The organism is Nocardiopsis deserti, assembly GCF_008638355.1.
GTDB classification, from domain to species: domain Bacteria; phylum Actinomycetota; class Actinomycetes; order Streptosporangiales; family Streptosporangiaceae; genus Nocardiopsis; species Nocardiopsis alborubida.
Map to the genome: position 1 here is coordinate 29,681 of NZ_VWVS01000026.1, position 20,362 is coordinate 50,042.

A 20,362-nucleotide genomic window follows, 5' to 3' on the forward strand; every position below is an offset into this window, starting at 1 on the left:
GCGGGCGACGCGGACCGATCCTGTGCGAGGTGTGGGGGCGGTGTGACTCCTGCGAAACGGGGAACCTCCTACTTCCCCCCTCCTGTCGAACACAGCAGATAACGGAGTGAAATCAGCGTGCGCATTCAGCAGACAGCCCCCCGCATCGCGGCGTCGGCGCTCATCGTGGCCCCCGTCCTCGCCCTGGGAGCTCCGGCACAGGCCGAGCAGGTGACCGGCTGCCTCGGTGAGGACGGCGCCACCGTCGAGGAGGCGCGGGTCGTCGAGGAGGTCCCGCAGGAGATCCTGCGCAGATCCGGGTTCGTCATGACCGTGGACCGCTTCACGCGGGAACTGTGCGCGGCGTCCGGCGTGGACGAGGCGGGCGCGGTCGTCGAGCGCCACGGGGACGCGCTCTGGCGCCAGGCGGTGGACCGGGTCCAGGGCAACGGGCACGTCGGGGGGAGCCTGAGCGCAGGGGACGACCGGCCGGTCTACTGGGCCCGGCTCGCCATGACCTCCGCCCTCAACCGCTGGGAACCGGGCTTCGAGCTGGGCGAGGCGGACCGCGCCGGTCTCGTGGCCGATATGGACCGCCGCTCCCGCGGCCACGACGACACGGACTTCGCCGAGGTCCCGGGGGAGCCCGAGGCCCTCCACATCGTCGTGACCGGCTTCGACCCGTTCCGCCTCGACAACGACATCCGCCAGGCCAACCCCTCCGGTGCGGCCGCCCTCGCCCTGGACGGGGCGGTGATCGAGACCGACGCCGGAGTCGCGGTCGTCGAGACCATGCTCTTCCCGGTGCGCTGGCGCGACTTCACCGACGGCATGGTCGAGGAGGCCCTCCTGCCGCACTACACCGGCGACCGGCCGGCCGACGCGGTCATCACCGTCAGCCAGGGCCGACCGGGCCAGTTCGACCTCGAGGCCCACAACGGCGCCTGGCGAGGCGGCGCCGCGGACAACGAGTCGGTCGGTCCGGAGGAGATGATCCCCGTCCCCGACGGCGTCCCCACCGTCACGCCGCAGCCGCAGTGGTCGGACTCCTCCCTGGACCGCCCCGCCATCGTCGGGGAGACCACCGACGCGCCGTTCCCCGTGGTCGACAACACCACGGTGACCGAGATCCCCGAGGGCGAGACCGAACCGGTGGTGAGCGTGGACGGGCCCACCCCCGGCTCCGAGGCGCGGGCCGGAGGCGGAGGCGACTACCTCTCCAACGAGATTGCCTACCGCAACACCCTGCTGCGCGACGCCACCGGCCTGGACATCCCCGCCGGCCACGTGCACACCCCGATCCTGGAGTTCGGCCCCGGCGACAGCGTCACCGACCCCGGGTTCGAGGAGGACCGCGCGGCGATCGTCGGTCAGGTCGAGGACATCGTCGCGGCCGCCGTCCGCGGGTGACGTCCGAGGGGCCGGGACCCCGTGGCGCGCTTCCACCGCATCGTCCGTGAGGCCCCGGCTGCCGCGCGGCCGGACACCGTGCTCTGGCAGAAGCCCCGTCGCGATCCGCGGGGCCCGTGCGGCAGCGGGGCGCTTCGGGCGCTCGTGTGGACACGCGGGCGAACGCGAGCTGGCAGGTGGCCTGCGCGGAACGGGTGTTGGCGTGGCCGGTCCGGTCAGGCCCCGGGCGCGGCGAGGAAGTCACGCACCAGTGCGTTCACCCGCTTGGGCGACTGCCGGTTGACCCAGTGGCCGTGGCCCTCCAGCATCTCGATGCGGGAGCGGGGGACCAGCCTCGCAGCGGCCACGGTGTGCCGGGGGCGCACACCGGCGTCCTCGTCCCCCTGGACGAACAGGGTGGGGCACCGGATCTCTCCCAGGCGGGGGCGCAGGTCCACGTTCATCCGCCACGGGCCGATGGAGGCGTTCTGCCAGTCGGAGGAGCCCGCGCCGTTGGCCCGGACCTCGGGCATGATCTCCTCGACGATGTCGTCGAAGTCGTCGACCGGACCGGCGAACAGACCGGTGCGCGCGAACCGGGCCACCCCCTCACGGCTGCGGAACAGCCACGTGGGCAGCGTGCGGTTGAGCAGACGGCTCCTGGCCGTCAGCCACAGCAGCTGGTGTACCAGGGGAGGGAACGAGATGACCCCGGCCGGAGCCAGGGCGACGAGCCGGTCCAGCCGGTCGGGGTGGTCGATGGCGTAGGCCAAGGCGAGCGCGCCGCCCTGCGACAGACCCACCAGGGAGGCCCGACCGACCCCGAAGTGGTCCAGGACCGCGGTGACGCATTCCAGCATCCGGGCGTGGTCGGCGGTGCCGTTCCAGGGCCTGCTGTGCCCCTGCTTGGGCCAGTCCAGGGCGAGGACCCTGTGGTCGGGGGCCAGGACGGGGATCAGGTGGCGCCAGCTCAGCAGGGCGTTGTCCAGGCCTGCTCCGCTCAGCAGCAGGACCGTGCTCGTGCCCTGCCCCGCGGTGATGACGCTCAGAGCGCCCTCCGGCTGTTCGACGCTGACGCGGGAGAAGGGGTCCGACGGCGGAGGGCTCATGGGCGCCGACCGTCCCTCTCCCGCTCGCTCCGCCACCGGGAGAAGAGCGACGGCAGTTCGGCCTCCAGGAATCCGTAGAGTTCGTGGACGTTGGCCAGGCGTTCGCGGCGCTCGTCCGGGGCCTCCCGGAGCATCCTGAGCCCGCGCTCGGTGACCTCGCGGAAGGCGGCCGTCTGGGCGTAGCGGCGCTCCAGCATCCGGCTCCAGCCGTCCGCGGCGACACGGAAGTACTCCTGGCGCTGTCCGCGCCTGCGCACTCCCTCGACCAGGCCGCTGGGGGTGAGCAGGCGCGTGGCGCTGCTGATGGAGCTGCGGCTGACCTGGAGGGTCTGTGCGAGCTGGGCGGCGCTCTGTTCCGGTGGGTCGCTGATCAGCAGCCAGCCGATGACCCGTCCGGCGATCAGGGGCAGGCCCTCGCGCTCGAAGAACACCGCGACCTCGTCGACGAAGGCCAGTTCGTCCTCTGTGGGTTCGCTCATGTGAAGACATTACAGTCGTTGCAGTAATGACTGCAATGAAGTGGCGTCGCGGGGAACCCGCCGCCACGGCGGCACGTGGCCTCCGCCGAAGGCGCGGAAGCGGACTGGGCCGGAGGCCCTCCCGCCCGTCCCGAGGCACCTGGGCGCCGGTCGGCCCGCGGCTTCCCGGCTGTTCCCCGATGCGGTCCGTCCGCCTCGGGCGCGTCGCCGCGTCCGCCTCGGAACGTGTTGGTGTACTCGACACCATCGGCGTCAACCGACGACAAGGAGTGACATGGCGTTCTCGGAGAAGCAGCAGGCGATCCTGCGCAAACCGGCCTTCGGACACGTGGCCACGCTCGGCCCGGACGGCTCCCCCCAGTCCAGCCCCGTGTGGATCGACTGGGACGGCGAGTTCCTCAGGTTCAGCCAGACCACGACGCGACAGAAGCTCCAGAACCTCAGGCGCGACGGCCGGATCTCGGTCTCGGCCACCGACCCCGACGACGCCTACATGTACGTGGAGGTCCGCGGTGTGGTCGACCGGGTGGAGGAGGACCAGGACAAGGCCTTCATCAACGAGATGGCGCAGAAGTACCTCGGAACGCCCTACCCGTGGGACGACCCCGACGAGGAGCGTGTCATCGTCTACGTCCGGCCGGAGCGCTTCGTCGGCCGCTAGGGCACGGGCGGCCCCGCCCCGGCGGGGCCGCGCGCTCCGGTGCGCGCGGTCTCCGTTCCCGGGGGATACTTGTGGGAAACTTTGCATGGACTGCAAGGATCAACCTTGTACGGGAGAGGACCATTGGGGCTTCGCGAACGCAAGAAGCAGGCCACGCGCCGTGCCCTCCAGGACGCGGCCGTCCGCCTCACGCTGGAGCGCGGCCTGGAGAACGTGACCGTGGAGGAGATCGCGGCAGAGGCCGACGTCTCCACCCGGACGTTCTTCAACTACTTCGCCACCAAGGAGGACGCCCTCCTCGGCGAGGTCCCGCGGTGCCCCGACGAGGACATGCGCAGGCAGTTCGCCGAGGGCGGCCCCACCGGTGACTTCGTCGAGGACCTCATCACCATGCTGATTGCGTTCCTGGTCAGCACCGACGACCTCGACACCCAGCGCGACGACATGCGCCTGCGCAAACAGCTCATGGACCGCGAGCCACAGCTCGTCCCCAGGATGCTCGCCCGCTTCCACACCGTGGAGATGGAGCTCGCCGCCGCCATCGCCGAGCGGACCGGGGTCCCCGCCGAGGACGACCGCTCGGTCGTGGTCGCGGCGGCGGCCATGGCGGTGATGCGCCACACGATGAGGCGCCTGCGCTTCTCGGAGAACGAGGAGGTGGCGGACGTCCGCGCCAGGCTCCGCACAGACTTCCGCTTCCTGGGCGAGCTCTACGGGCGGCCCGGCTCCGCTGACTGACCCGGGGACCGCTCAGGCCCTCCGTTTCCGGGCCCCGCGCCCGGAGCTCAGGGACCCGCCCCGGACCCCGGACCCCGGACCCCGGGGGTCGGGCCCCGGGGGTCGGGCCCTGACCCGGACTCCCGCTCTCCGCCCCGACCGCGGCACGGTCTTCGCGCCCGGTGTGCTCCACGCCTCAGCGCCTGGCCGGAACGCCGTGCGCCCCCGCCCGCGTCCAATCCCCGCGGGGCGCGTCAGCACCCCGTGCCCGGCCCCTCCGGGGGCTCGGGGGGATGTCAGGGGCCGCCCAGGGCTGTCCCGGATGGGAATCGTCGTCAGGAGGGGGCAGGGTGGAGACATGAACCAGAACTTCCAGAGCAAGCGCTTCCGACGCAGTGGAAGCGACCGCTACCTCGCCGGTGTCTGCGGGGGGATCGCCGAGTTCCTCAACGTCGACTCCACGCTGGTCCGCCTCGCCTTCGTGGTCCTGACGGTCCTCGGGTTCAGCGGCGTCTTCGTCTACATCCTGGCCTGGCTGATCATGCCGGCCGAGAACGAGAAGCGCTCCTTGCTGGAGCAGATCATCCGCAACTTCCAGGGAAAGCCGAGTCAGAGCTGATGTGGACCCTCAGAGCACAACCGGGTTGGAAGCGACGCGAGCTGCGCACCCCGCGGGAGGAGCGCGAGGTCGAGCAGACCTGCGAAGCCCCCGCGGAGTGCGGCAAGGAGCGCTAGGAACCCCGTGCGGCGGGGATCCTAGGCGCCGTCCCCGGTCGCGTTCATCTGGTCGATGGTCTCACCGGCCATCCGCGACCACGGGAGTGCCAGGAGCACCGCGCAGACCACGCCGATGGCACCGGCCGCGGCGATGACGACACCGGTGCCGAACTTCTCGGCGAAGAACCCGGCCACCAGGATGCCCACGCCCTGCGCGGCCTGGAGTCCGGCCGCGACCAGCCCGAAGGCCAGTCCGCGGCCCTCCTTGGGCACGCACAGCACGAACGCCGCGTTGGCCACGAACTGGTAGGAGCCCGCGACGCCGCAGAGTGCGAGAGCGGTCACCATCAGCCACAGCGGCGGGTCGGCCAGCCACAGCAGCAGCGGCGCCGAGGTGAGGACGGCCAGCGGGCCGAGCAGGCGCATGCGGGTGGGCGGCGGGATGAACCGGGTGAGGACGAACCCGCCGACGAAGGCGCCGATCGCCGAGCCCGCCATGATGAACCCGGCCGCGGCCGCTCCGGCACCGATCTCCTCGGCCATCGGGTTGGCGAGCCCGTAGGGGATGCCGTACAGGCCGGCGAGCCAGGCGAGCAGCGCCAGGGTGCGCAGCCTGCGGTCGGCGAAGACCAGCTTGGCCCCGTCGCGGGTCATCGCGGCGAACCCCGGGCGGTCCTCCTGCCCCCCGCGGGGCGCGGGACGCGCGGCCACACCCAGCAGCACGGTGAGCGCGGACAGCACGAAGAGGACGCCGGTCGACATCACGGCGATGTTGGGGCCGATGACGGCGACGATCAGGCCGCCGGCGACCAGTCCGGCGAGCATGCCCAGCTGCGAGGTGAGCTGGATGATGGCCGTGCTGGCGACGTAGCGCTCGCCCTGGATGATCTCGGCCATCATCGCGGCGCGGGCCGCGGCGAAGGGGACCGACGGCAGCACCGAGCAGAAGAGCAGGATCCAGACGGCCCAGATCGGCATGCCGGGGATACCGATGAGCACGATCACGGCCGCGCGCGCGAGGTCGCAGGCGATCATGACGCGGCGGCGGGGGAAGAGGTCGGCGAGCCCGGAGATGAGCGGGCTGATGATCGGGGGCAGGAAGGTCAGGGCCAGGGTGACGCCCGCGGCCAGCGCGGAGCCGGTGATCTGGAAGACGAGCACGCTGGTGGCGATGTTCAGCAGGTTCGTGCCGATCACCGAGAGCGCGTGGGCGAGCCAGACGGACCGGAACTCGGCGATCGCCATGACGTCGCGGTAGCTGCTCCGCCAGTCGTCGTTGTTGGGGGCGCTCGAAGACTCGTGGTCTCCGTTGTCAGGTGTGTTGTCGAGGCGCGGATTGGCCACCCGGCACTCCCTTACTGTTACAGGGTTGTAATCACGCTGTGTCGTGTCCCAATAACCAACAGTTCCGGAAGGTGAGCTTCGTCGCAAGCCGTTCTGGGGAATTCGTGTCTGATTCGTTGCTGTGGGTGAGGAATGCCAGGTGGATTCGTCCGTGTTGTCGAGCCGCCTTGGGTGGGTTGTTTTCGCTGCTCACGCCGTGTCTGCGCGGAGCCGCGCGCCTGCCCTGGAATGTTGCACATGAGCATAATGTCGATCAATATGTTCGGAGAGTGACGAAAAGCGTGATCCGAAGGAGACCGCGGTCCGGGGGCGAGGGACCGGAGGAGCGCCGGGTTCAGCCCCAGCCGAGCTCGGTCAGGCGGGAGTCGTCGATGCCGAAGTGGTGTGCGATCTCGTGCACCACGGTCACGAGCACCTCCTCCACCACCTGCTCGGGGGTCTCACAGAAGGCACAGATGTTGCGCCGGTAGATGAAGATCTGGTCGGGGAGCACGCCGAAGTAGGAGTCGCCCCGCTCGGTCAGGGGGATGCCCTCGTACAGGCCGAGCAGCCCCTCCGGCGACTCGTCCTCGACGGTGATCACCACGTTGTCCATGAGCTGCGCCAGCTCGGGCGGTATCTGGTCGAGGGCGTCGGCGACCAGTTCCTCGAAGTCCCTGCGCGTCAGTTCCACCACACCTGCCATTGTGCTGCCTCCCCGCGACGCGCCGGAAGCGACATAACACTCTCGAAGGGGAGGAAACACGGGAGCGCCTCCCCCGGAGGGGCATGATGGGGGTGTGTTGTCTTGGGAAGCGATCCGCGGATACGACCTTCGCGGAGCCCTCCGACGGCTCCGCGGCACCTTCGACCGGCTGCGCTCCGGCCGCGCGTGGCGGTGGGGGTGCGTCGTCGTCGCGGGTCTGGTCGGCGGCTGGCTGGGCCTGGCCCTGGGCGGCCAGGTGGTCACTCCCATCGGCCCCGCGGACGTCACGATGAGCCTGAGCCCCCAGTGGCGGGGTGAGACGGTCGTCGACGTGGCCCCGCTGGGGCAGCTGGCCTTCGACACCCACAGCGCCCCCATCAAGCTGGAGGCGAGGATCTCCAACATCCGGCTGTCCGCGGCCGAGGAGGTGTTCGCCGATCCCGAGGCGATCAACCGCATGGCCGCGGGGATCGGTTCCGACCTGCGCGCCGGTGTGATCGGCCTGCTGGTGCGCGCGGTGCTCGCCGCGGCCCTGGGGGCCGCCGTGATGGGGCTGCTGCTCTTCCGCAACGTGTGGCGGGCCCTGGCCAGCGCCCTGGTGTCGCTGGGCGTGCTCGTGGCCTCCGGAGCGGTGGCCGCCAACACCTTCAACCCCAGCGCCATCGCCGAGCCCCGCTACACCGGGCTGATCGCGGGCGCCCCGCAGGTGGTGGGCAGCGCGGAGGAGGTGGTGGGCAGGTTCAGCCAGTACCAGGAGCAGCTGGCGGGGCTGGTCGGCAACGTGGCGATGATCTACGAGGCCACTTCCACCCTCCCCGTGTACGAGAAGGACGAGTCGGTCATCACCGTGCTGCACGTGTCCGACATCCAGCTGAACCCGGCCTCGTGGAGCATCATCCGCACGCTCCGGGAGCAGTACGGGGCGGACATGGTCGTGGACTCGGGGGACCTCACCGACCGGGGGAGCGCGGCCGAGGACACGTTCGCCGACGAGATCGGCGAGCTGGACGTGCCGTACGTGTGGGTGCGCGGCCGACACGACTCGATGGGAACGCAGCGCGCGGTGGCGGCGCAGGAGAACGCCGTCGTGCTGGACGGCGAGGCCCGGGAGGTGGGCGGTCTGACCTTCTACGGGTCGGGTGACCCCCGGTACGTCCCGGACGCGACCCGGCTCAACCCCGACGCCTCCGAGGTGGCCGACCGGGGAGAGGAGGAGGCCGAGAAGGTGGTCGACTCCCGCGAGGACGTGGACGTGGTCGTCATGCACACGCGCACGCAGGCGGAGGCCTTCGACGGGGTGGTGCCGCTGGTGCTGACGGGCGACGACCACCTGAGGTCCACCGAGCTGACCGATCTGGGCACCCGCTTCCTCGTGCAGGGGTCCACCGGCGGGGCCGGTCTGCGTGGGCTGGATCACGGTCCCGGCCGCCCGACCCCCTACCAGGCGTCGGTGCTGTACTTCGACGCCGAGACCGGACGCCTCCAGGCCCGCGACGACATCGACCTGGGCGGCATCGGACTGACGTCGGCGCAGGTCGAGCGGCACATCGAGACCGACCCGCAGCGCCCGGTGGGGGAGCCCTCCGAGGAACCGGAGGAGGAGGCCAGCGAAGGGCAGCGGACTCCCTGACCCGCACGTCGTCGCAGGTGGAGGAGGCGGCGACCGGCTGGGCTTATCACTTTGGTGTTGGTTGCGAATCTCCCCTATGCTTGGTGTGTCACACGGGCCCCCATCGTCTAGCGGCCTAGGACGCCGCCCTTTCAAGGCGGTAGCGCGGGTTCGAATCCCGTTGGGGGTACGAGGCGGTTCGAGCACTACCGGACATCTGGCAGAATGAGAACCGCAGCAAGAGCACGGGGCCCGGAGCCCGGTGCGACAACTGAACAAGGTCCTGTGGAGCAGTTAGGAGTGCTCGCCACCCTGTCAAGGTGGAGGCCGCGGGTTCAAATCCCGTCAGGACCGCCGTCGCCGAGAGATCGGCGAGTGCGGCTAGGTAGCTCAGTTGGTACGAGCGTCCGCCTGAAAAGCGGAAGGTCGGCGGTTCGACCCCGCCCCTAGCCACCCACCCTGAGCAGTGCGAACGCCCGGAAGCCATGAGGCTCCGGGCGTTTCTCGTACCCCGTTGACAGCAACGTGACAGCAACCGGCTCAGCCGAGCGCGTCCCCGAGCTTCCCGAGCGCCCGCCGCTTGTCGTCGAGTGAGGCGTGCGCGTAGATGGTCATCGTCACCCCGATGTCGCTGTGGCCGACGATCTCCCGGACCACCTGCGGCGGCACCTCCAGGTTCAGCAGCAGCGTCACGCAGGTGTGCCGCAGGTCGTGGAAGCGCATCCCCTCCAGGCCCGCCGCGCGGCGCAGCGGTTCCCAGCTCCGGCGCAGGTTGTTCGGCTCCAGGGGAGTACCGCGTCGGGAGGGGAACACCAGCCCGTGTTCCTCCCAGTCGGGGAAGGCGTCCGAGCGCTCCGCGAACTGGCGTCGGCGGTGCGCCCTCAGCGCGTCCAGGCAGACACCGGGGAGGGGCACGGTCCGCGCCGAGTCCTCCGTCTTGGGCGGCACCAGGGCCAGCTTCCCGCCGACCCGTTGCAGGGTGTGGACCACCTCCAGGCGTCCGGCCTCCAGGTCCACGTCACACCAGCGCAGCCCGAGCAGTTCGCCCCGCCGCAGGCCGAGGCACAGCGCCAGGACGTACAGGGCGTGGAACCGGTCGTTCTCCGAAGCCTTGAGCAGACGCCGGGCCTGTGCCACGTCCAGGCCCCGGTTCACGGCGTAGCGGGGAGGCGAGACCTTGACCAGGGAGGCCACGTTGCGCGGGATCACCTCCTCACGGACCGCCGTTTGGAGCGCGTTGCGCAGCACGGCGTGGACGGACTGCACCATGCGCGCCGAGAGCCGGTGCCCACAGCATTCGGGCCGGGGGAGCGCGCAGCACCGGGGACGCTCCCGGGCGGCGTCGGTGCCGTTGCGGCAGCACTGGCACAGTTGCCGAATGTTCGTGACGAAGGTCCGCACGTCCCGCGCGGTGAGCTTGGCCAGCCGTTTCTTTCCCAGGCCGGGGACGAGGTAGCGGCGGATGACGCCTTCGTAGCCCTGCACGGTCTTGGGGCGGCGTTCGGCCCGCACCACGTGTTCCAGCCAGTAGGCCAGGTACTCGGCCACCGTCCAGTTCTCGGAGGCGACCGGGATACCCCGGTCGGAGTCGGCCAGAAGCCTGTTCAGCTTGGCCCGGGCGTCCGCCTGGTCGCGGCCGTAGCCCTGTACGCGCTTGTACGTGCCCCCGGTGGTCAGCGCGTATCCCGCGAAGGCCCAGCGGCCGTCCTTGCGCTGCCAGACGCTTCCCTCGCCGTTGGCACGCCTGCGAACCCTGCGGCGGCTGGTGTTGCCCTCAGAAGCGCTCACGCGGCGTCCTCCAGGGCTTCCAGGCACTCGGGGAACGCGGCGACGGGGACCAGGCGGCGACGCCCGATCTTGACGGTGCGGAGCGTGCGGGAGCGGATGAGGTTGTAGACCATCCAGCGGCTCACACGCAGACGCTCAGCGGCCTCTTCGACGGTCAGGAGGAGTTCGGTCATGGTCACGCTGCTTCCTGCTCAGGGGTTGCCGAGAGTTCGGGAGTTCGAGCGGCGTCGAGCTGTGCGCGGCGTTTGAGGGCTTCGCCCACCGCGCGGAGGAGGCGTTGCTCCCGAGGGGCCACGTCAGGGTCGGTGGGTCGGGCCAGTTCCCATTCGAAGGAGCCCGAGGAGACCGAGGACAGCACCAGGGGACGCGGGTTGGCCTCGTCGCCTTGGTCCTCGTTGATCCGGTCGCTATTAACGCCGTTAATTCCGAGAGCGTTGAGGACCCAGGCGAGCCGGTCCGCCTTGTGATCAGCGAGGGTCTTGCCCGACCACTTGCGCGAGACCAGGACGCGGCGTCCCGCGTAGCCCAGGTGTTCACGGCGATGAGCCTTGGAGCGGCAGAACCCGGGGCGCAGTCCGGCCTTGGGTTGGTCGGGTTGGATGCCGTAGCGCAGCCAGTTGGCGCACCGGGTCGAGCACGGCTCGAAGCGCAGCGCTTCCAACAGCCGGTCCACGTGCTGTTCCTGCCGGGTGGTCTCCACCTGGTGGCAGTCCGCGATGTCCTTGGTCAGGTACTTCGCCAGGTAGCGCACACACCGGGACGCGTCCTCCGAGCCCGCCACGACCCCTTTGGCATCGACCTGACGGCCGAACCGGACCACGTGGAAGGGTTCCGCATCGGGGTCGTCATCCAACTCGTCCAACGCCTCATCCCACGTGGGCAGGACTTCCCCGGTGGCCGGGTCGAGGTAGGTGTCGTTGCCCTCCTCCCAGAGGGGCAGGTGGTCGCCGTCGAAGCGGACCGTGTCAGCGTTGGGCCACCACACCTGGTGGTAGGTCGCAGCAGCGATCTGGCGCAGTTCGGCCCGAGGGATGGTGCCCCGGGTGGCCATGTGCAGGTGCGGGGCCAAGCGGCGTTGGGGTTCCACGGCCGCGAAGTACTGCACATCGAACCCCGCCACCCGCCGCAGGTTCTGCACGAACCGGTCCACCAGCTTGGAGAAGTGCAACGTGTCCCGAGCGGCACGACGGTAGTCGTAGGTCGAGGGGTCGACGGGGGTGCCGTCCGAGCGCACCCGCCCGTAGGAGTCCAACGTCAGGGTGATGAACAGCGAGGGTCGAAACACCTTGCCCGAGGCCGGATCGGTGAAGGCCCGACCGACCGTCTTCCTCGTCATGGGTCGCTTGGGCAGGTCCGGCACATCCTGACGCCGCTTGGTCGAACGCACCCGACGCGACCCCGACAAGGGCGAAGCGGAGCGGGTGACCGATCCGCGTAGGCCGGAGGCGGTGATCTCCTCGTCCAGGTCCGCGATCGCCGCATCCAGTGCCGAGAGCTGTTCCGGGTCAACGGCCCCGGTGGCGGCGAGGCGATCCCGTTCGGCGGTGACCAACGCGCGCTGTTCCACCCAGGAACGTTGTTCCTCAGACGGCGGATCAGGGGTCACCACGGGTTCGGTGGCCAGGTGCCAGCCCTCTTCGCACTGGGAGCGGCGAAGGCTGCGCTTCCTCTTGGCGCAGGCAGGACACCGCGATTCCAGCGTGGACCCACACGGAACATCGATGACCTCGGTGGCACCGGTGGCGATGTCGGTGCGTCGAAGGGACACGGGGCGGATGCACACGCCGTGGTCGGCGGCAACCTGTTCGGCCACCTCACGGGCCAGCGGTTGCGCAAGGCGTTCGGCCCGGGTGGACTTACCGGTGGGAGTGGGCATCAAGCGCCCCCTCGAACAGCCGAGACAGAGGTCAGATGAAACCGTGGTTGGTGCCGTTCCTGCTCGTAACGACCGTGCTCAGCCTGACCGCGTCGGTACTGTCGCTCAGCCACGGCCAAGTCATGCCGGGGCTGCTCTTCGTGTTCAACACCCTGTTCTTCACGGTGTTCTTGCTCGGGGCATGGCAGGAAGCGAAGAAGCGCCAACATCAGGCTGCCCCTCCACCCGAGGAAACGCCCGCCCCGTAGTTGTCCGCCATAGCGGTGATGTCCTCGTCCGAGACGTAGGCGGCCCGCACCCGCACCGGGGCCGGGGAGCCCTCCAGACGGACGTAGGCCACCCCAGGAAGGGCGGGGTCGATCAGGTGCGCCTTAGCACCCCGCTCCCGGGCACCCTCACCAAGAACCATGTCCACCTGGGACGCCTCGTCCAACCTCAGGGCGACCTTGTCAGGGAAGAGATTGCGGAGGTTCATGACCTCCTTGCGCGGGTCCTGCAACGCGGCCAGGACGGCGAAGCCGACCGAGCGGCCCTGTGAGGTGAGGGTGGCTATGGCGTTCTCAGCGCGGCGGCGCACGTCCCGGTCGGGGTGATAGGCGGTCAGGAACGCCACCTCGTCCAGGAGCACGACCACGAACGGGTCATCGGTGGTCGGGAGGTGGGAGCGCTGTTTGCCCGCGTAGCGTTCGGCCCGCTCCTGCATCGAGGCCACCGCGCGTTCGAGGAGCGCCACCGCGGTTTCGCCGGTGTCGGCGTAGGTCGTGCGCGGCCTGTCGAACTCGGCGAGGAAGGCCCGGACCAACTGCGGTCCGGTCAACGTGGACAGGTCGGGTCGGTTTTCGGACATACTGAGGACACCTCTTCACGAAGCTTGAGCAAGGGCTTGCAGGAGGGGTTTACAGGGGCGGCTAGGTGTTGGCGCACCAGGCCGCCCCGTCTCATGTCTTGTGGCGGGTCAGGCGGCTTCCTTGGCCGCCGGAGCGCGACGACCGCCAGCGGTGCCGCCGGGAGCCTTCACGCCACGGGCGCGCAGCGAGTACGCCACCCGGGGGCGACGGCCGTTGTCGTCGACGTAGGGCATGACCGCCATGGCCTCGAACTCGATCGGCCGGAACGGCAGCCCCGGGACCTCGTCCGGGAGGGTCGGGCACACCTCGGCGGCGACCTTGACCTTGACCGACTTGGCCTTGCCCCGTGCCTCGGGGTCGGCGTCGATCACGTCCACCGCCCACAGCGGCAACCCCGTGTCCTTGTCGAGCTGGGGCCGCTTGGTCTCGAAGTCGGTGATCGCCTCCACCCCGAGGGCGAAGGCACCGTGCGGGAACACCGTGCCGAAATCGACCGGCAACGCACCCTGGATAGCCATGCGGACTCCTCACCGCGCCTGTCGGCGCAAACGAAAGTGTGTGGTCGGTCGCGCCTCCCACAGCAGGAAGGACTGTGCGACCTACCACACACTAATCCGCACTTTTTGTTTTGTCTAGTACATGAAGTACTAGCTAGTACTCAGAGTGCGCCCACCCTTCGAGCCAGACCGGTCAGCGCTGTACCGGCTGGATCCTGGATCGCCAGCAGGTCACCGACGACCTGTCGCACGATCGGGTGTGAGTGGACCTGTTCGGGCGTGATCCGCTCGGCCTCCTCCAAGGTGGCCACGGCCGCGTCTACGTTGCGGCGTTGTAGCTGTGCGCGTGCCACGTCGATGAGGAAGCGGCCCCGGCGCTCCGGGGACAGGACGGACACGTCCACGCTGTCCGCAGCCCGCAGGGCCACGCCAGCGTCGCCCAGGTCCACCGCCACGGACACCTCGTGCAGGCCCACGTTCGCCGGACCGAACTCGGTGTTGAAGTCGTTGCGCTCTCCGCCGATGGCGTCCGCGATCCGCTTGGCCTCGGCCACGTGCCGGTAGGCGACCGTGGCGTTGTTGCGGCGTGCGGCGGCGACCGCCCGTTGCAGGGTCAGCGCGCCGTAGACGGACATCGCTTCGGGGTTACCCGCCTCCACCAGGCCGCCCAGGGCCTCACAGGCGGTCTGCGCGGTGGCCTCCACCTGGTCGTAGTGGCGTGCCCCCTGGAAGGTCAGGCACAGGCGGAACTCACCCGCCGCCATGAGGAGCGGATCCTCCGCCCGTTCGGCCGCCGTGATGGCGCGGTCGGCGGCGATCCACGCCGCTTCGTACTCGCCCAGGCGGGACAGCGTGGAGGAGCAGGCCCGGTAGGCGGCGTTGAGGAGACGGAACAGCTCCAGGCGTTCGCCGTTGGGGACCGAGCGCGCGGCCGACTCCAGGTCGGGGATCAGCGATTCCAGGACCTCGGTCAGCTCCATGTAGGCACTGGCGTGCGTCAGCTCCCAGGCATGGTCCACCCGCTGACGAAGGCTGTCCATGTCGACCGACGCGGGGTTGCGCCGCAGCAGCGCGGCCAGGGCGTGCGACCCGCTGAGGATGAGGCGCAGGCGGCTACTGCCCGGAGGTTCCTCGTTGGAGGCGGCGACGATGGGCGCCTCGGCGGCCAGTTCGGAGACGGGGATCTCCAGGACCGCGGCCAGCTTTTCGAGGACCACCATCCGGTCGACCTTGCGCACCCCGCGTTCGACCTGGGACACCCAGGTCTCGGAGCGTCCCACGAGTCCGGCGAACTCCCGTTGGGAGAGTCCGCGCTGTCGGCGGTGCTTGGCCACCTTGCGGCCCAGCGCCTTCTGGTAGTCGGTGCTCACTCCTGCACGCCCTTGGCGTCCACCAGGTCCAGGAAGTCCACGTCCACCGAGGCCAGGAACGCGCCGCGAGCGTCGAGGAAGCGCTTCACGTGCGGCTGCTCCTCGTGCGCCTCGAAGGCGGCGCGGTCGGCGTACAGCTCGTAGAAGATCCGCTCCAGCGGCTTGCCCTCCACCGTGTGGACCGCGTACACGAGCGTGCCCGGCTCACTCCGGCGGATGTGCGGAAGCGTCTCCGCCACCAGGGCGTCGAAGCCGTCGGCGGCGGCCTCGTCCTTGAGCGTGAACCGCACAGACAGTCCGAACATGGGGCACTCTCCCTCACTTCGACTACAAGACCCGTACTTATTGTGCGCGCAAACCAGTGCGCTACACACGCATTCAATGTACGGTAGCCGTACTAATAGTACTAGTCATGCAGCTCAGTGTCTGCCCCATGCGCTCAGAGCACGAGGTGAAACCCCATGTCCCTCCACGCAGACAGGCCCAACCGAACGGTGAGCGTCCACCACGGGTGGTTCTACGGCCGTCCCGACCAGATAGCCGCCGTGCGTGCGTTCGTCGCTGAGCGTCTGGCGGACTGCTCGGTGGTGGACGACGCGGTACTACTCACGAGCGAGTTGGCGACCAACGCCGTCCAGCACACGCCGTCCAACCTCCCGGGGGCGGGGTTCGGCGTCCTCATCGAGCACGAACACGGTCGCAGCGTGCGCGTCACCGTGCACGACGGCGGTTCGTATTTCGACGCCCCGTATGTGGCGCAGCCCGAACCCGACGCCGAACACGGTCGCGGTCTGTTCCTCGTTGACGCCCTCGCTGACTCATGGGGCAGCCATGCAACCCTGTCCGGTCGCAAGACCTGGTTCGTGAAGAAACTGGCTTCCCGACCCTGATCCTAGAAGCCTTCGTGCAATGATTCAGGTCTTCTTTGGCTTAAGTCCGTGAACCAAGTTATACCACTTTTCCAAAGAGGATTCCATGTGTTTATAATCCACGTTTGCTTCGCGGAGGGCATCGTCGAAAACGATAGCCAGTTCCGGCATATCTTTCTTGAATGTGCCCATGACCTCGCTGGCTAGTATTCTATTTGCGGTATCGAGGGCAAATCCTCGGGCGGTTTTTATTGGTTCTGGGGCAGTAGTTGATGTCTGCATTTCAGAGAGTACCTCACGCGCCTTGATCCACTGATTTCCTTCTCTCGCGTGCGCCATTTCCCCTAAGGCTGAATTAAAAGATGAAATCCTTTTGAGTCCTGACTTTTCTATCCAATCTTTTGGTGTCGTTTTCTTGTTTCTCTCCAGGGAAGCGGCTTTTTCTGGCTTGCGGTTCCATGTGCGAATTCTCGCTGCCTGTTCCGTTACAACCCTGAGCATTCCCATGGCTCTATCGTCATCATCTAGCCAAAGCCAGTAGGAGGATCGCAAGGAACTGGCTGCGGCTGACGCAGCATTCTTAATTTCCTGTTCTGTGGTCCAATGGGAAAGAAGTGAAGCAAATTCGCTTGTGATAATCATGCGAAACTGCCTATCGGCAAGCGAATCGGGGTTAAATTCTTCACCGAAAAATTTCTTCTCATCTTCAAAGCCATGTCTTGCCCAAATTAAAGCTCGGAACCTTCTTTCTGTAAAGCATATGTCTACCATCTCATTATCACGAAAAAGCCTCCCGTAGGGCCTTTCTCCGCGAGAGATCGACGCTAGGAGCCCGCTGGCGTACGTGTAAGGCGCAACCACTTTAGGGTCGTAGCAGGTTTCATATGTCAGTGGCCAAAGGGCCGAAATTGGGAAACCGTTTTCTCCGGCCGGGGTGGAGTCGTCGAACTCCAGCATCTTTCTCGATGTTTCAGATTCAGGCAAAAGTTCATGTACCCGTGCTCTAATTCTCGAAAGGACCAGTGCGACTCCCGAAGCTATTAGATCTGCGTAGTTTTCAGATTCTGAAGGAGTCTTGCCTGAAAGGGTTAAGCCCATTTCCCAATGTATTAATTCATTGTATCTTCCGCGGGCATGCAAGAGCTCTGATAGTTCTGCATATATCGATCCGGCGGGGTATTTATGGTCACCCTGCGTGTTTTCTATTTTCGCACTCTCTCGATCTCCGATGGTGTTCTCATTTTCATAATCATCACCCTTTGGGAGTCCGATGGTTGGCTGCGTCGTGCCTTCATGGAAAGTTTCAGCGAATGCTCCTTCGTGCCAGACTCTATCCATGAAATGGATATTAGACTCCCCCTTTTCTCTTTCTGTTCCTCTGGTTGATGCAAGATCATTTGTCCAGCGTTCAATCTGTGTTCGAAGTATTAGGGCGGCGGCGATGAATTGGCCGCTCGATAGGTGCCTCAATACCGCGAAGCAACTGTCAGTTGCCCAGAGTAGGTGCTCTTCCCAGCTGCCTAGATAGTCTGCTGGCATTTGCCGTGGATTTCTGTTTAGTGTGATCAGTGCTCCATCGATCATCACTGCTGCCAACAATTTTGACCGGACCGGCTTGGTGATTTGACTGGGCAGGTCTTTTGTTCTGTTTATCCTGGCATTGTGTCGTGCAATTAACGCTTCGCATACTCTTCTTGGCCCCCGCTCGTGTGCCTTTATGTACTCGGATTTATTCAAGCCGATTGAATTTCCTCTTGCCTCTGCCTTTTGGGCGTTCCTCCAGCTGAACTTGTCGAAGCCGCGGAGTTTTTCCGAGTCTTCTTTTCTGGACTTTCTGTTTCTATTTCCCTTGCCCAATTCAATCCTGTTCTTTTTGCTGATTTGATCTGTATGGAATCAAGGCGACGGCGCAAGCGCCGTCGTGGCAGCCTCCGGCCGCCGCTCGGGCTGCGGGCTGCCGCCCGGTCCCGAGCGCGGCCGATGGCCGACCTGGTTGGCATCTTGACGTGGGCAGCCCACGAACGGTTGCCGTTCTGGAGAAATCGCCTTCTGACGTGCTCAGATCCCGAGGCACCCGATAGCGGAGTGCGACTGTCTGGAGTGACCGACCCCGGCGCTATCGGGCACCTCGGCCCGGAACCGTGGTTGCCGAAGTCCCGTGGCCGGGGGAGCGGGGGCAGGCGGAGGAGCGCACGCGCGGCACTGCTGTGGCGGACCGCCTTCCCCTACGTCGAGGCAGGCCGAAGACACCTCGAAGTGACAGCAGCGGTGACAGCAACGACAGCAACCGGGGATGGACTCACCCGGTCCCGAGCGGATATCCACCCCGCAGGCCAGCACGGCCACTCCACCTTTACCCCGCCTGAAAAGCGGAAGGTCGGCGGTTCGACCCCGCCCCTAGCCACTCACCCTGAGCAGTGCGAACGCCCGGAAGGCCTCATGGCCCCGGGCGTTTTCGGTGTTCGCTGCTAGGGGGCGTCCATCAGGCGGTTCTCCCAGGCCCAGGCGGCGACCTCGACGCGGTTGCGCAGGCCAAGGCGGGCCTGGACGGCGGACACGTGGCCCTTGACCGTGCTCAGGGAGATGAACAGCTCGTCGGCGATCTCCTGGTTGGTGCGGCCGCGGGCGATGGCGAGCACGACCTCGGTCTCGCGGGCGGACAGCGGATGCGGTCGGCCGCCTCCGGGCGGGGTGGCCGCGGCGGTGAGACGGCGCAGGAGCCGCAGGGTGATCGACGGTGAGATCAGGGCGTCCCCGGCGTGTGCCGAGCGGACGGCCTCCACGAGCAGGCTCGGGCCCGCGTCCTTGAGCACGAACCCCACGGCGCCGCCGCGCAGCGCCCCGTAGACGTACTCGTCGAGGTCGAACGTGGTCACCACGACCACCCGCAGTGGATCGGCCACCCCCGGACCGGCCAGGGCGCGGGTGACCTCCAGGCCGTCCAGGCGCGGCATGCGGATGTCCACCAGGCACACGTCGGGGCGTAGCCTTCGGGCGAGCTCCACGGCCTCGGCTCCGTCGGCCGCCTCGGCGACCACGGTGAGGTCGGGCTGGCTCTCCAGGATCCGGCGCAGACCGCCTCGGATCATCGCCTGGTCGTCGGCCACCAGGACCCGGATGGTCATCGGTCCCCCCGATCGGGAGCGGGGAGGACTGCGAGCACGGACCAGCCGCCCCCGCGGGCCGGGCCCGCGCGCAGTGTGCCCCCGAGGGCCTCGACCCGCTCGCGCATCCCGACCAACCCGTACCCGTCCCGTCGACGGTGGCGGGACGGGTACGGGGCGTCGTCGGTGACCTCCACGGTGAGGTCCCGTCCGTCCCGGGCCACCCGGACAGTGACCGAGTCCGCGCCCGCGGCGTGGCGCGCGACGTTGGTCAGCGACTCCTGGACCACCCGGTAGACGGTGGCGGCGACCTCGGGCGGCCACGCCTCCCCGTCCTCCCGCAGGCGCAGCTCCACGGCGGGGCCGCCGCGTTCGCGGAACCGCTCGACGAGCGCGGTGAGCCGTTCGGGGCCCGGCGCGGTGAACGCCGCCCCGTCGGTGTCGCGCAGCAGGCCGACGACGCTGCGCACGGCGGTCAGCGCCTCGGTCCCCGCGCCCTCGATGGCGGCGAAGGAGGCCCTCGCCCGGTCGGGCTGTCCGATGGCGTCGAGCTGCCCGGCCTGCGCCTCGATCACGATGCCGGTGATGTGGTGGGCGACGACGTCGTGCAGCTCCCTGGCCAGCTCCAGCCGTTCGTCGCGGCGCACCCTCTCGGAGATCCTTCGGCGGCGGGCCGCCAGGAGCCGCGGCACCAGGCCGCCCGAGACGCCGCCCAGCCACGTGAGCGAGTTCAGGATCACCACGGGCATGCCGGAGGAGGATCCCAGCTGGGTGAGCAGGCTGACGCCGATCACCGCGAGCCCTCCGGCCGCCACCGCGCAGGCCGACCGTGCCGGGAGTTCCCTGACGGCGGATCCGGTGAGCACCGCCAGCGCGAGGGCCATGGCCGGGCCGGGCTCGGAGGGCAGGCCGAACGCCCAGGCGGCCAGCGTCGAGACCACGGCCACGGTCAGCCCCGCGGTCGCGGCCACCGCCCGGCCCCGGTAGCGCACCAGGGCGAGCACGCTCACCACCGCACCCGCGGCGGCGTCGAACCACCAGTAACCGCCTCCCCAGGTCGACGCGAGCCTGGCCGCCTGGAAGGCGAGCGCCAGCGCGAAGACCGCGGCGAGGCCGAGGTCCGCCACCCAACCGAGTCGCCTCCACCACACAGGACGCCCGGGCCACACCAACCACCCCGGCCGCGCCGGTCGCCCCGGCGCACCGGATGACCCGAGTCGGCCTTCCCCGCTGTTCACACCATTCAGCCTAGAGAGGCCTCCCTACCACCGAACCGGCCGAAAGTACCGTTGCAGGCGTCGCGAACCCTTCTTTCGCCCCG

Annotated in this window: 20 protein-coding genes, 3 tRNA genes and 1 pseudogene; 10 read left to right on the top strand and 14 right to left on the bottom strand. The window is 68.3% G+C overall.

From position 1 onward, the window contains the following. Positions 1–117: 117 nt before the first annotated feature. Positions 118–1,389, top strand: a complete 1,272-nt coding sequence (locus tag FYW99_RS28570) for a pyroglutamyl peptidase (protein WP_150255107.1) — start codon at positions 118–120, stop codon at positions 1,387–1,389. A 215-nt stretch (positions 1,390–1,604) separates the two neighbouring features. Here FYW99_RS28570 and FYW99_RS28575 read toward each other — a convergent pair whose 3' ends face one another. Both FYW99_RS28575 and FYW99_RS28580 read right to left on the bottom strand, forming a co-directional pair. Further along, positions 1,605–2,477, bottom strand: a complete 873-nt coding sequence (locus FYW99_RS28575) for an alpha/beta fold hydrolase (RefSeq protein ID WP_150255108.1) — start codon at positions 2,475–2,477, stop codon at positions 1,605–1,607. Continuing rightward, positions 2,474–2,956 carry a GbsR/MarR family transcriptional regulator gene (locus tag FYW99_RS28580; protein WP_150255109.1) on the bottom strand — a complete coding sequence of 161 codons (483 nt, stop codon included), beginning with the start codon at positions 2,954–2,956 and terminating at the stop codon, positions 2,474–2,476. Before FYW99_RS28580 ends, FYW99_RS28575 begins: the two co-directional genes overlap by 4 nt. 274 nt (positions 2,957–3,230) lie before the next feature. Here FYW99_RS28580 and FYW99_RS28585 point away from each other — a divergent pair, with 274 nt between their 5' ends. The 3 genes from FYW99_RS28585 to FYW99_RS28595 all read left to right on the top strand — a co-directional run bounded on the left by FYW99_RS28585 (position 3,231) and on the right by FYW99_RS28595 (position 4,953). Further along, positions 3,231–3,617: a PPOX class F420-dependent oxidoreductase gene (locus FYW99_RS28585; RefSeq protein WP_150255110.1), complete on the top strand. Its 387-nt coding sequence runs from the start codon at positions 3,231–3,233 to the stop codon at positions 3,615–3,617. A 123-nt stretch (positions 3,618–3,740) separates the two neighbouring features. After that, entirely contained in the window at positions 3,741–4,355 is a 615-nt protein-coding gene (locus FYW99_RS28590) for a TetR/AcrR family transcriptional regulator (protein WP_150255111.1), read from the top strand. A gap of 337 nt (positions 4,356–4,692) precedes the next feature. Then, a complete protein-coding gene (locus tag FYW99_RS28595; protein WP_017563836.1) occupies positions 4,693–4,953 on the top strand; it encodes a PspC domain-containing protein in 261 nt (86 codons plus the stop codon). A 137-nt stretch (positions 4,954–5,090) separates the two neighbouring features. Here FYW99_RS28595 and FYW99_RS28600 read toward each other — a convergent pair whose 3' ends face one another. Beyond that, positions 5,091–6,395, bottom strand: coding sequence for an MFS transporter (locus FYW99_RS28600; protein WP_150255112.1), 1,305 nt, complete (start codon positions 6,393–6,395; stop codon positions 5,091–5,093). A 334-nt stretch (positions 6,396–6,729) separates the two neighbouring features. Then, entirely contained in the window at positions 6,730–7,080 is a 351-nt protein-coding gene (locus FYW99_RS28605; RefSeq protein ID WP_013155455.1) for a metallopeptidase family protein, read from the bottom strand. Positions 7,081–7,177: 97 nt separating this feature from the next. Between FYW99_RS28605 and FYW99_RS28610 the strand changes: the two genes are divergently transcribed. The 4 genes from FYW99_RS28610 (at position 7,178) to FYW99_RS28625 (ending at position 9,142) form a co-directional block, all read left to right on the top strand. Further along, on the top strand, positions 7,178–8,710 hold the full coding sequence (locus tag FYW99_RS28610; RefSeq protein ID WP_150255174.1) for a metallophosphoesterase family protein: 1,533 nt from the start codon (positions 7,178–7,180) through the stop codon (positions 8,708–8,710). 96 nt (positions 8,711–8,806) lie between these two features. After that, positions 8,807–8,879 (top strand) — tRNA-Glu (locus FYW99_RS28615). Between the two features lie 89 nt (positions 8,880–8,968). Beyond that, positions 8,969–9,043: transfer RNA gene (locus tag FYW99_RS28620), tRNA-Asp, on the top strand. A gap of 25 nt (positions 9,044–9,068) precedes the next feature. Then, a tRNA-Phe gene (locus FYW99_RS28625) sits at positions 9,069–9,142 on the top strand. An 87-nt stretch (positions 9,143–9,229) separates the two neighbouring features. On the opposite strand, the gene FYW99_RS28630 is transcribed toward FYW99_RS28625, so the two are convergent. From FYW99_RS28630 to FYW99_RS28640, 3 genes are read right to left on the bottom strand one after another with little or no spacing between them, the layout of a single operon-like run. Further along, the gene (locus tag FYW99_RS28630; protein ID WP_150255113.1) at positions 9,230–10,477 is read right to left on the bottom strand and encodes a tyrosine-type recombinase/integrase; all 1,248 of its coding nucleotides are present in this window, start codon (positions 10,475–10,477) and stop codon (positions 9,230–9,232) included. Further along, entirely contained in the window at positions 10,474–10,650 is a 177-nt protein-coding gene (locus tag FYW99_RS28635; RefSeq protein WP_190394848.1) for a helix-turn-helix domain-containing protein, read from the bottom strand. Before FYW99_RS28635 ends, FYW99_RS28630 begins: the two co-directional genes overlap by 4 nt. 2 nt (positions 10,651–10,652) lie before the next feature. Next, on the bottom strand, positions 10,653–12,353 hold the full coding sequence (locus FYW99_RS28640; protein WP_150255115.1) for a replication initiator: 1,701 nt from the start codon (positions 12,351–12,353) through the stop codon (positions 10,653–10,655). A 50-nt stretch (positions 12,354–12,403) separates the two neighbouring features. On the opposite strand from FYW99_RS28640, the gene FYW99_RS28645 reads away from it, so the two are divergent. After that, positions 12,404–12,601: a hypothetical protein gene (locus FYW99_RS28645; RefSeq protein WP_150255116.1), complete on the top strand. Its 198-nt coding sequence runs from the start codon at positions 12,404–12,406 to the stop codon at positions 12,599–12,601. On the opposite strand, the pseudogene FYW99_RS28650 reads toward FYW99_RS28645, so the two are convergent. The 4 genes and pseudogenes from FYW99_RS28650 to FYW99_RS28665 all read right to left on the bottom strand — a co-directional run. Beyond that, positions 12,562–13,110, bottom strand: a pseudogene (locus FYW99_RS28650) (cell division protein FtsK); the annotation flags it as partial. The gene FYW99_RS28645 and the pseudogene FYW99_RS28650 overlap by 40 nt on opposite strands. A 198-nt stretch (positions 13,111–13,308) precedes the next feature. Further along, positions 13,309–13,719, bottom strand: a complete 411-nt coding sequence (locus FYW99_RS28655) for a plasmid replication, integration and excision activator (RefSeq protein WP_150255117.1) — start codon at positions 13,717–13,719, stop codon at positions 13,309–13,311. Positions 13,720–13,859: 140 nt separating this feature from the next. Then, positions 13,860–15,068 carry a helix-turn-helix domain-containing protein gene (locus tag FYW99_RS28660; RefSeq protein WP_150255118.1) on the bottom strand — a complete coding sequence of 403 codons (1,209 nt, stop codon included), beginning with the start codon at positions 15,066–15,068 and terminating at the stop codon, positions 13,860–13,862. Continuing rightward, entirely contained in the window at positions 15,065–15,373 is a 309-nt protein-coding gene (locus FYW99_RS28665) for a putative quinol monooxygenase (protein ID WP_094805021.1), read from the bottom strand. The genes FYW99_RS28660 and FYW99_RS28665 overlap by 4 nt, the downstream gene beginning before the upstream one ends. Before the next feature lie 156 nt (positions 15,374–15,529). Here FYW99_RS28665 and FYW99_RS28670 point away from each other — a divergent pair, with 156 nt between their 5' ends. Beyond that, complete coding sequence (locus tag FYW99_RS28670) at positions 15,530–15,958, top strand: ATP-binding protein (protein ID WP_150255119.1); 429 nt, start codon at positions 15,530–15,532, stop codon at positions 15,956–15,958. A 24-nt stretch (positions 15,959–15,982) separates the two neighbouring features. Here the strand turns inward: FYW99_RS28670 and FYW99_RS28675 are convergent, their stop codons facing one another. The 3 genes from FYW99_RS28675 to FYW99_RS28685 all read right to left on the bottom strand — a co-directional run bounded on the left by FYW99_RS28675 (position 15,983) and on the right by FYW99_RS28685 (position 20,168). Beyond that, positions 15,983–17,794: a hypothetical protein gene (locus tag FYW99_RS28675; RefSeq protein ID WP_150255120.1), complete on the bottom strand. Its 1,812-nt coding sequence runs from the start codon at positions 17,792–17,794 to the stop codon at positions 15,983–15,985. A 611-nt stretch (positions 17,795–18,405) separates the two neighbouring features. Beyond that, positions 18,406–19,062: a response regulator gene (locus tag FYW99_RS28680; protein WP_150255121.1), complete on the bottom strand. Its 657-nt coding sequence runs from the start codon at positions 19,060–19,062 to the stop codon at positions 18,406–18,408. Continuing rightward, on the bottom strand, positions 19,059–20,168 hold the full coding sequence (locus tag FYW99_RS28685; RefSeq protein ID WP_150255122.1) for a sensor histidine kinase: 1,110 nt from the start codon (positions 20,166–20,168) through the stop codon (positions 19,059–19,061). The genes FYW99_RS28680 and FYW99_RS28685 overlap by 4 nt, the downstream gene beginning before the upstream one ends. Positions 20,169–20,362: the final 194 nt, after the last annotated feature.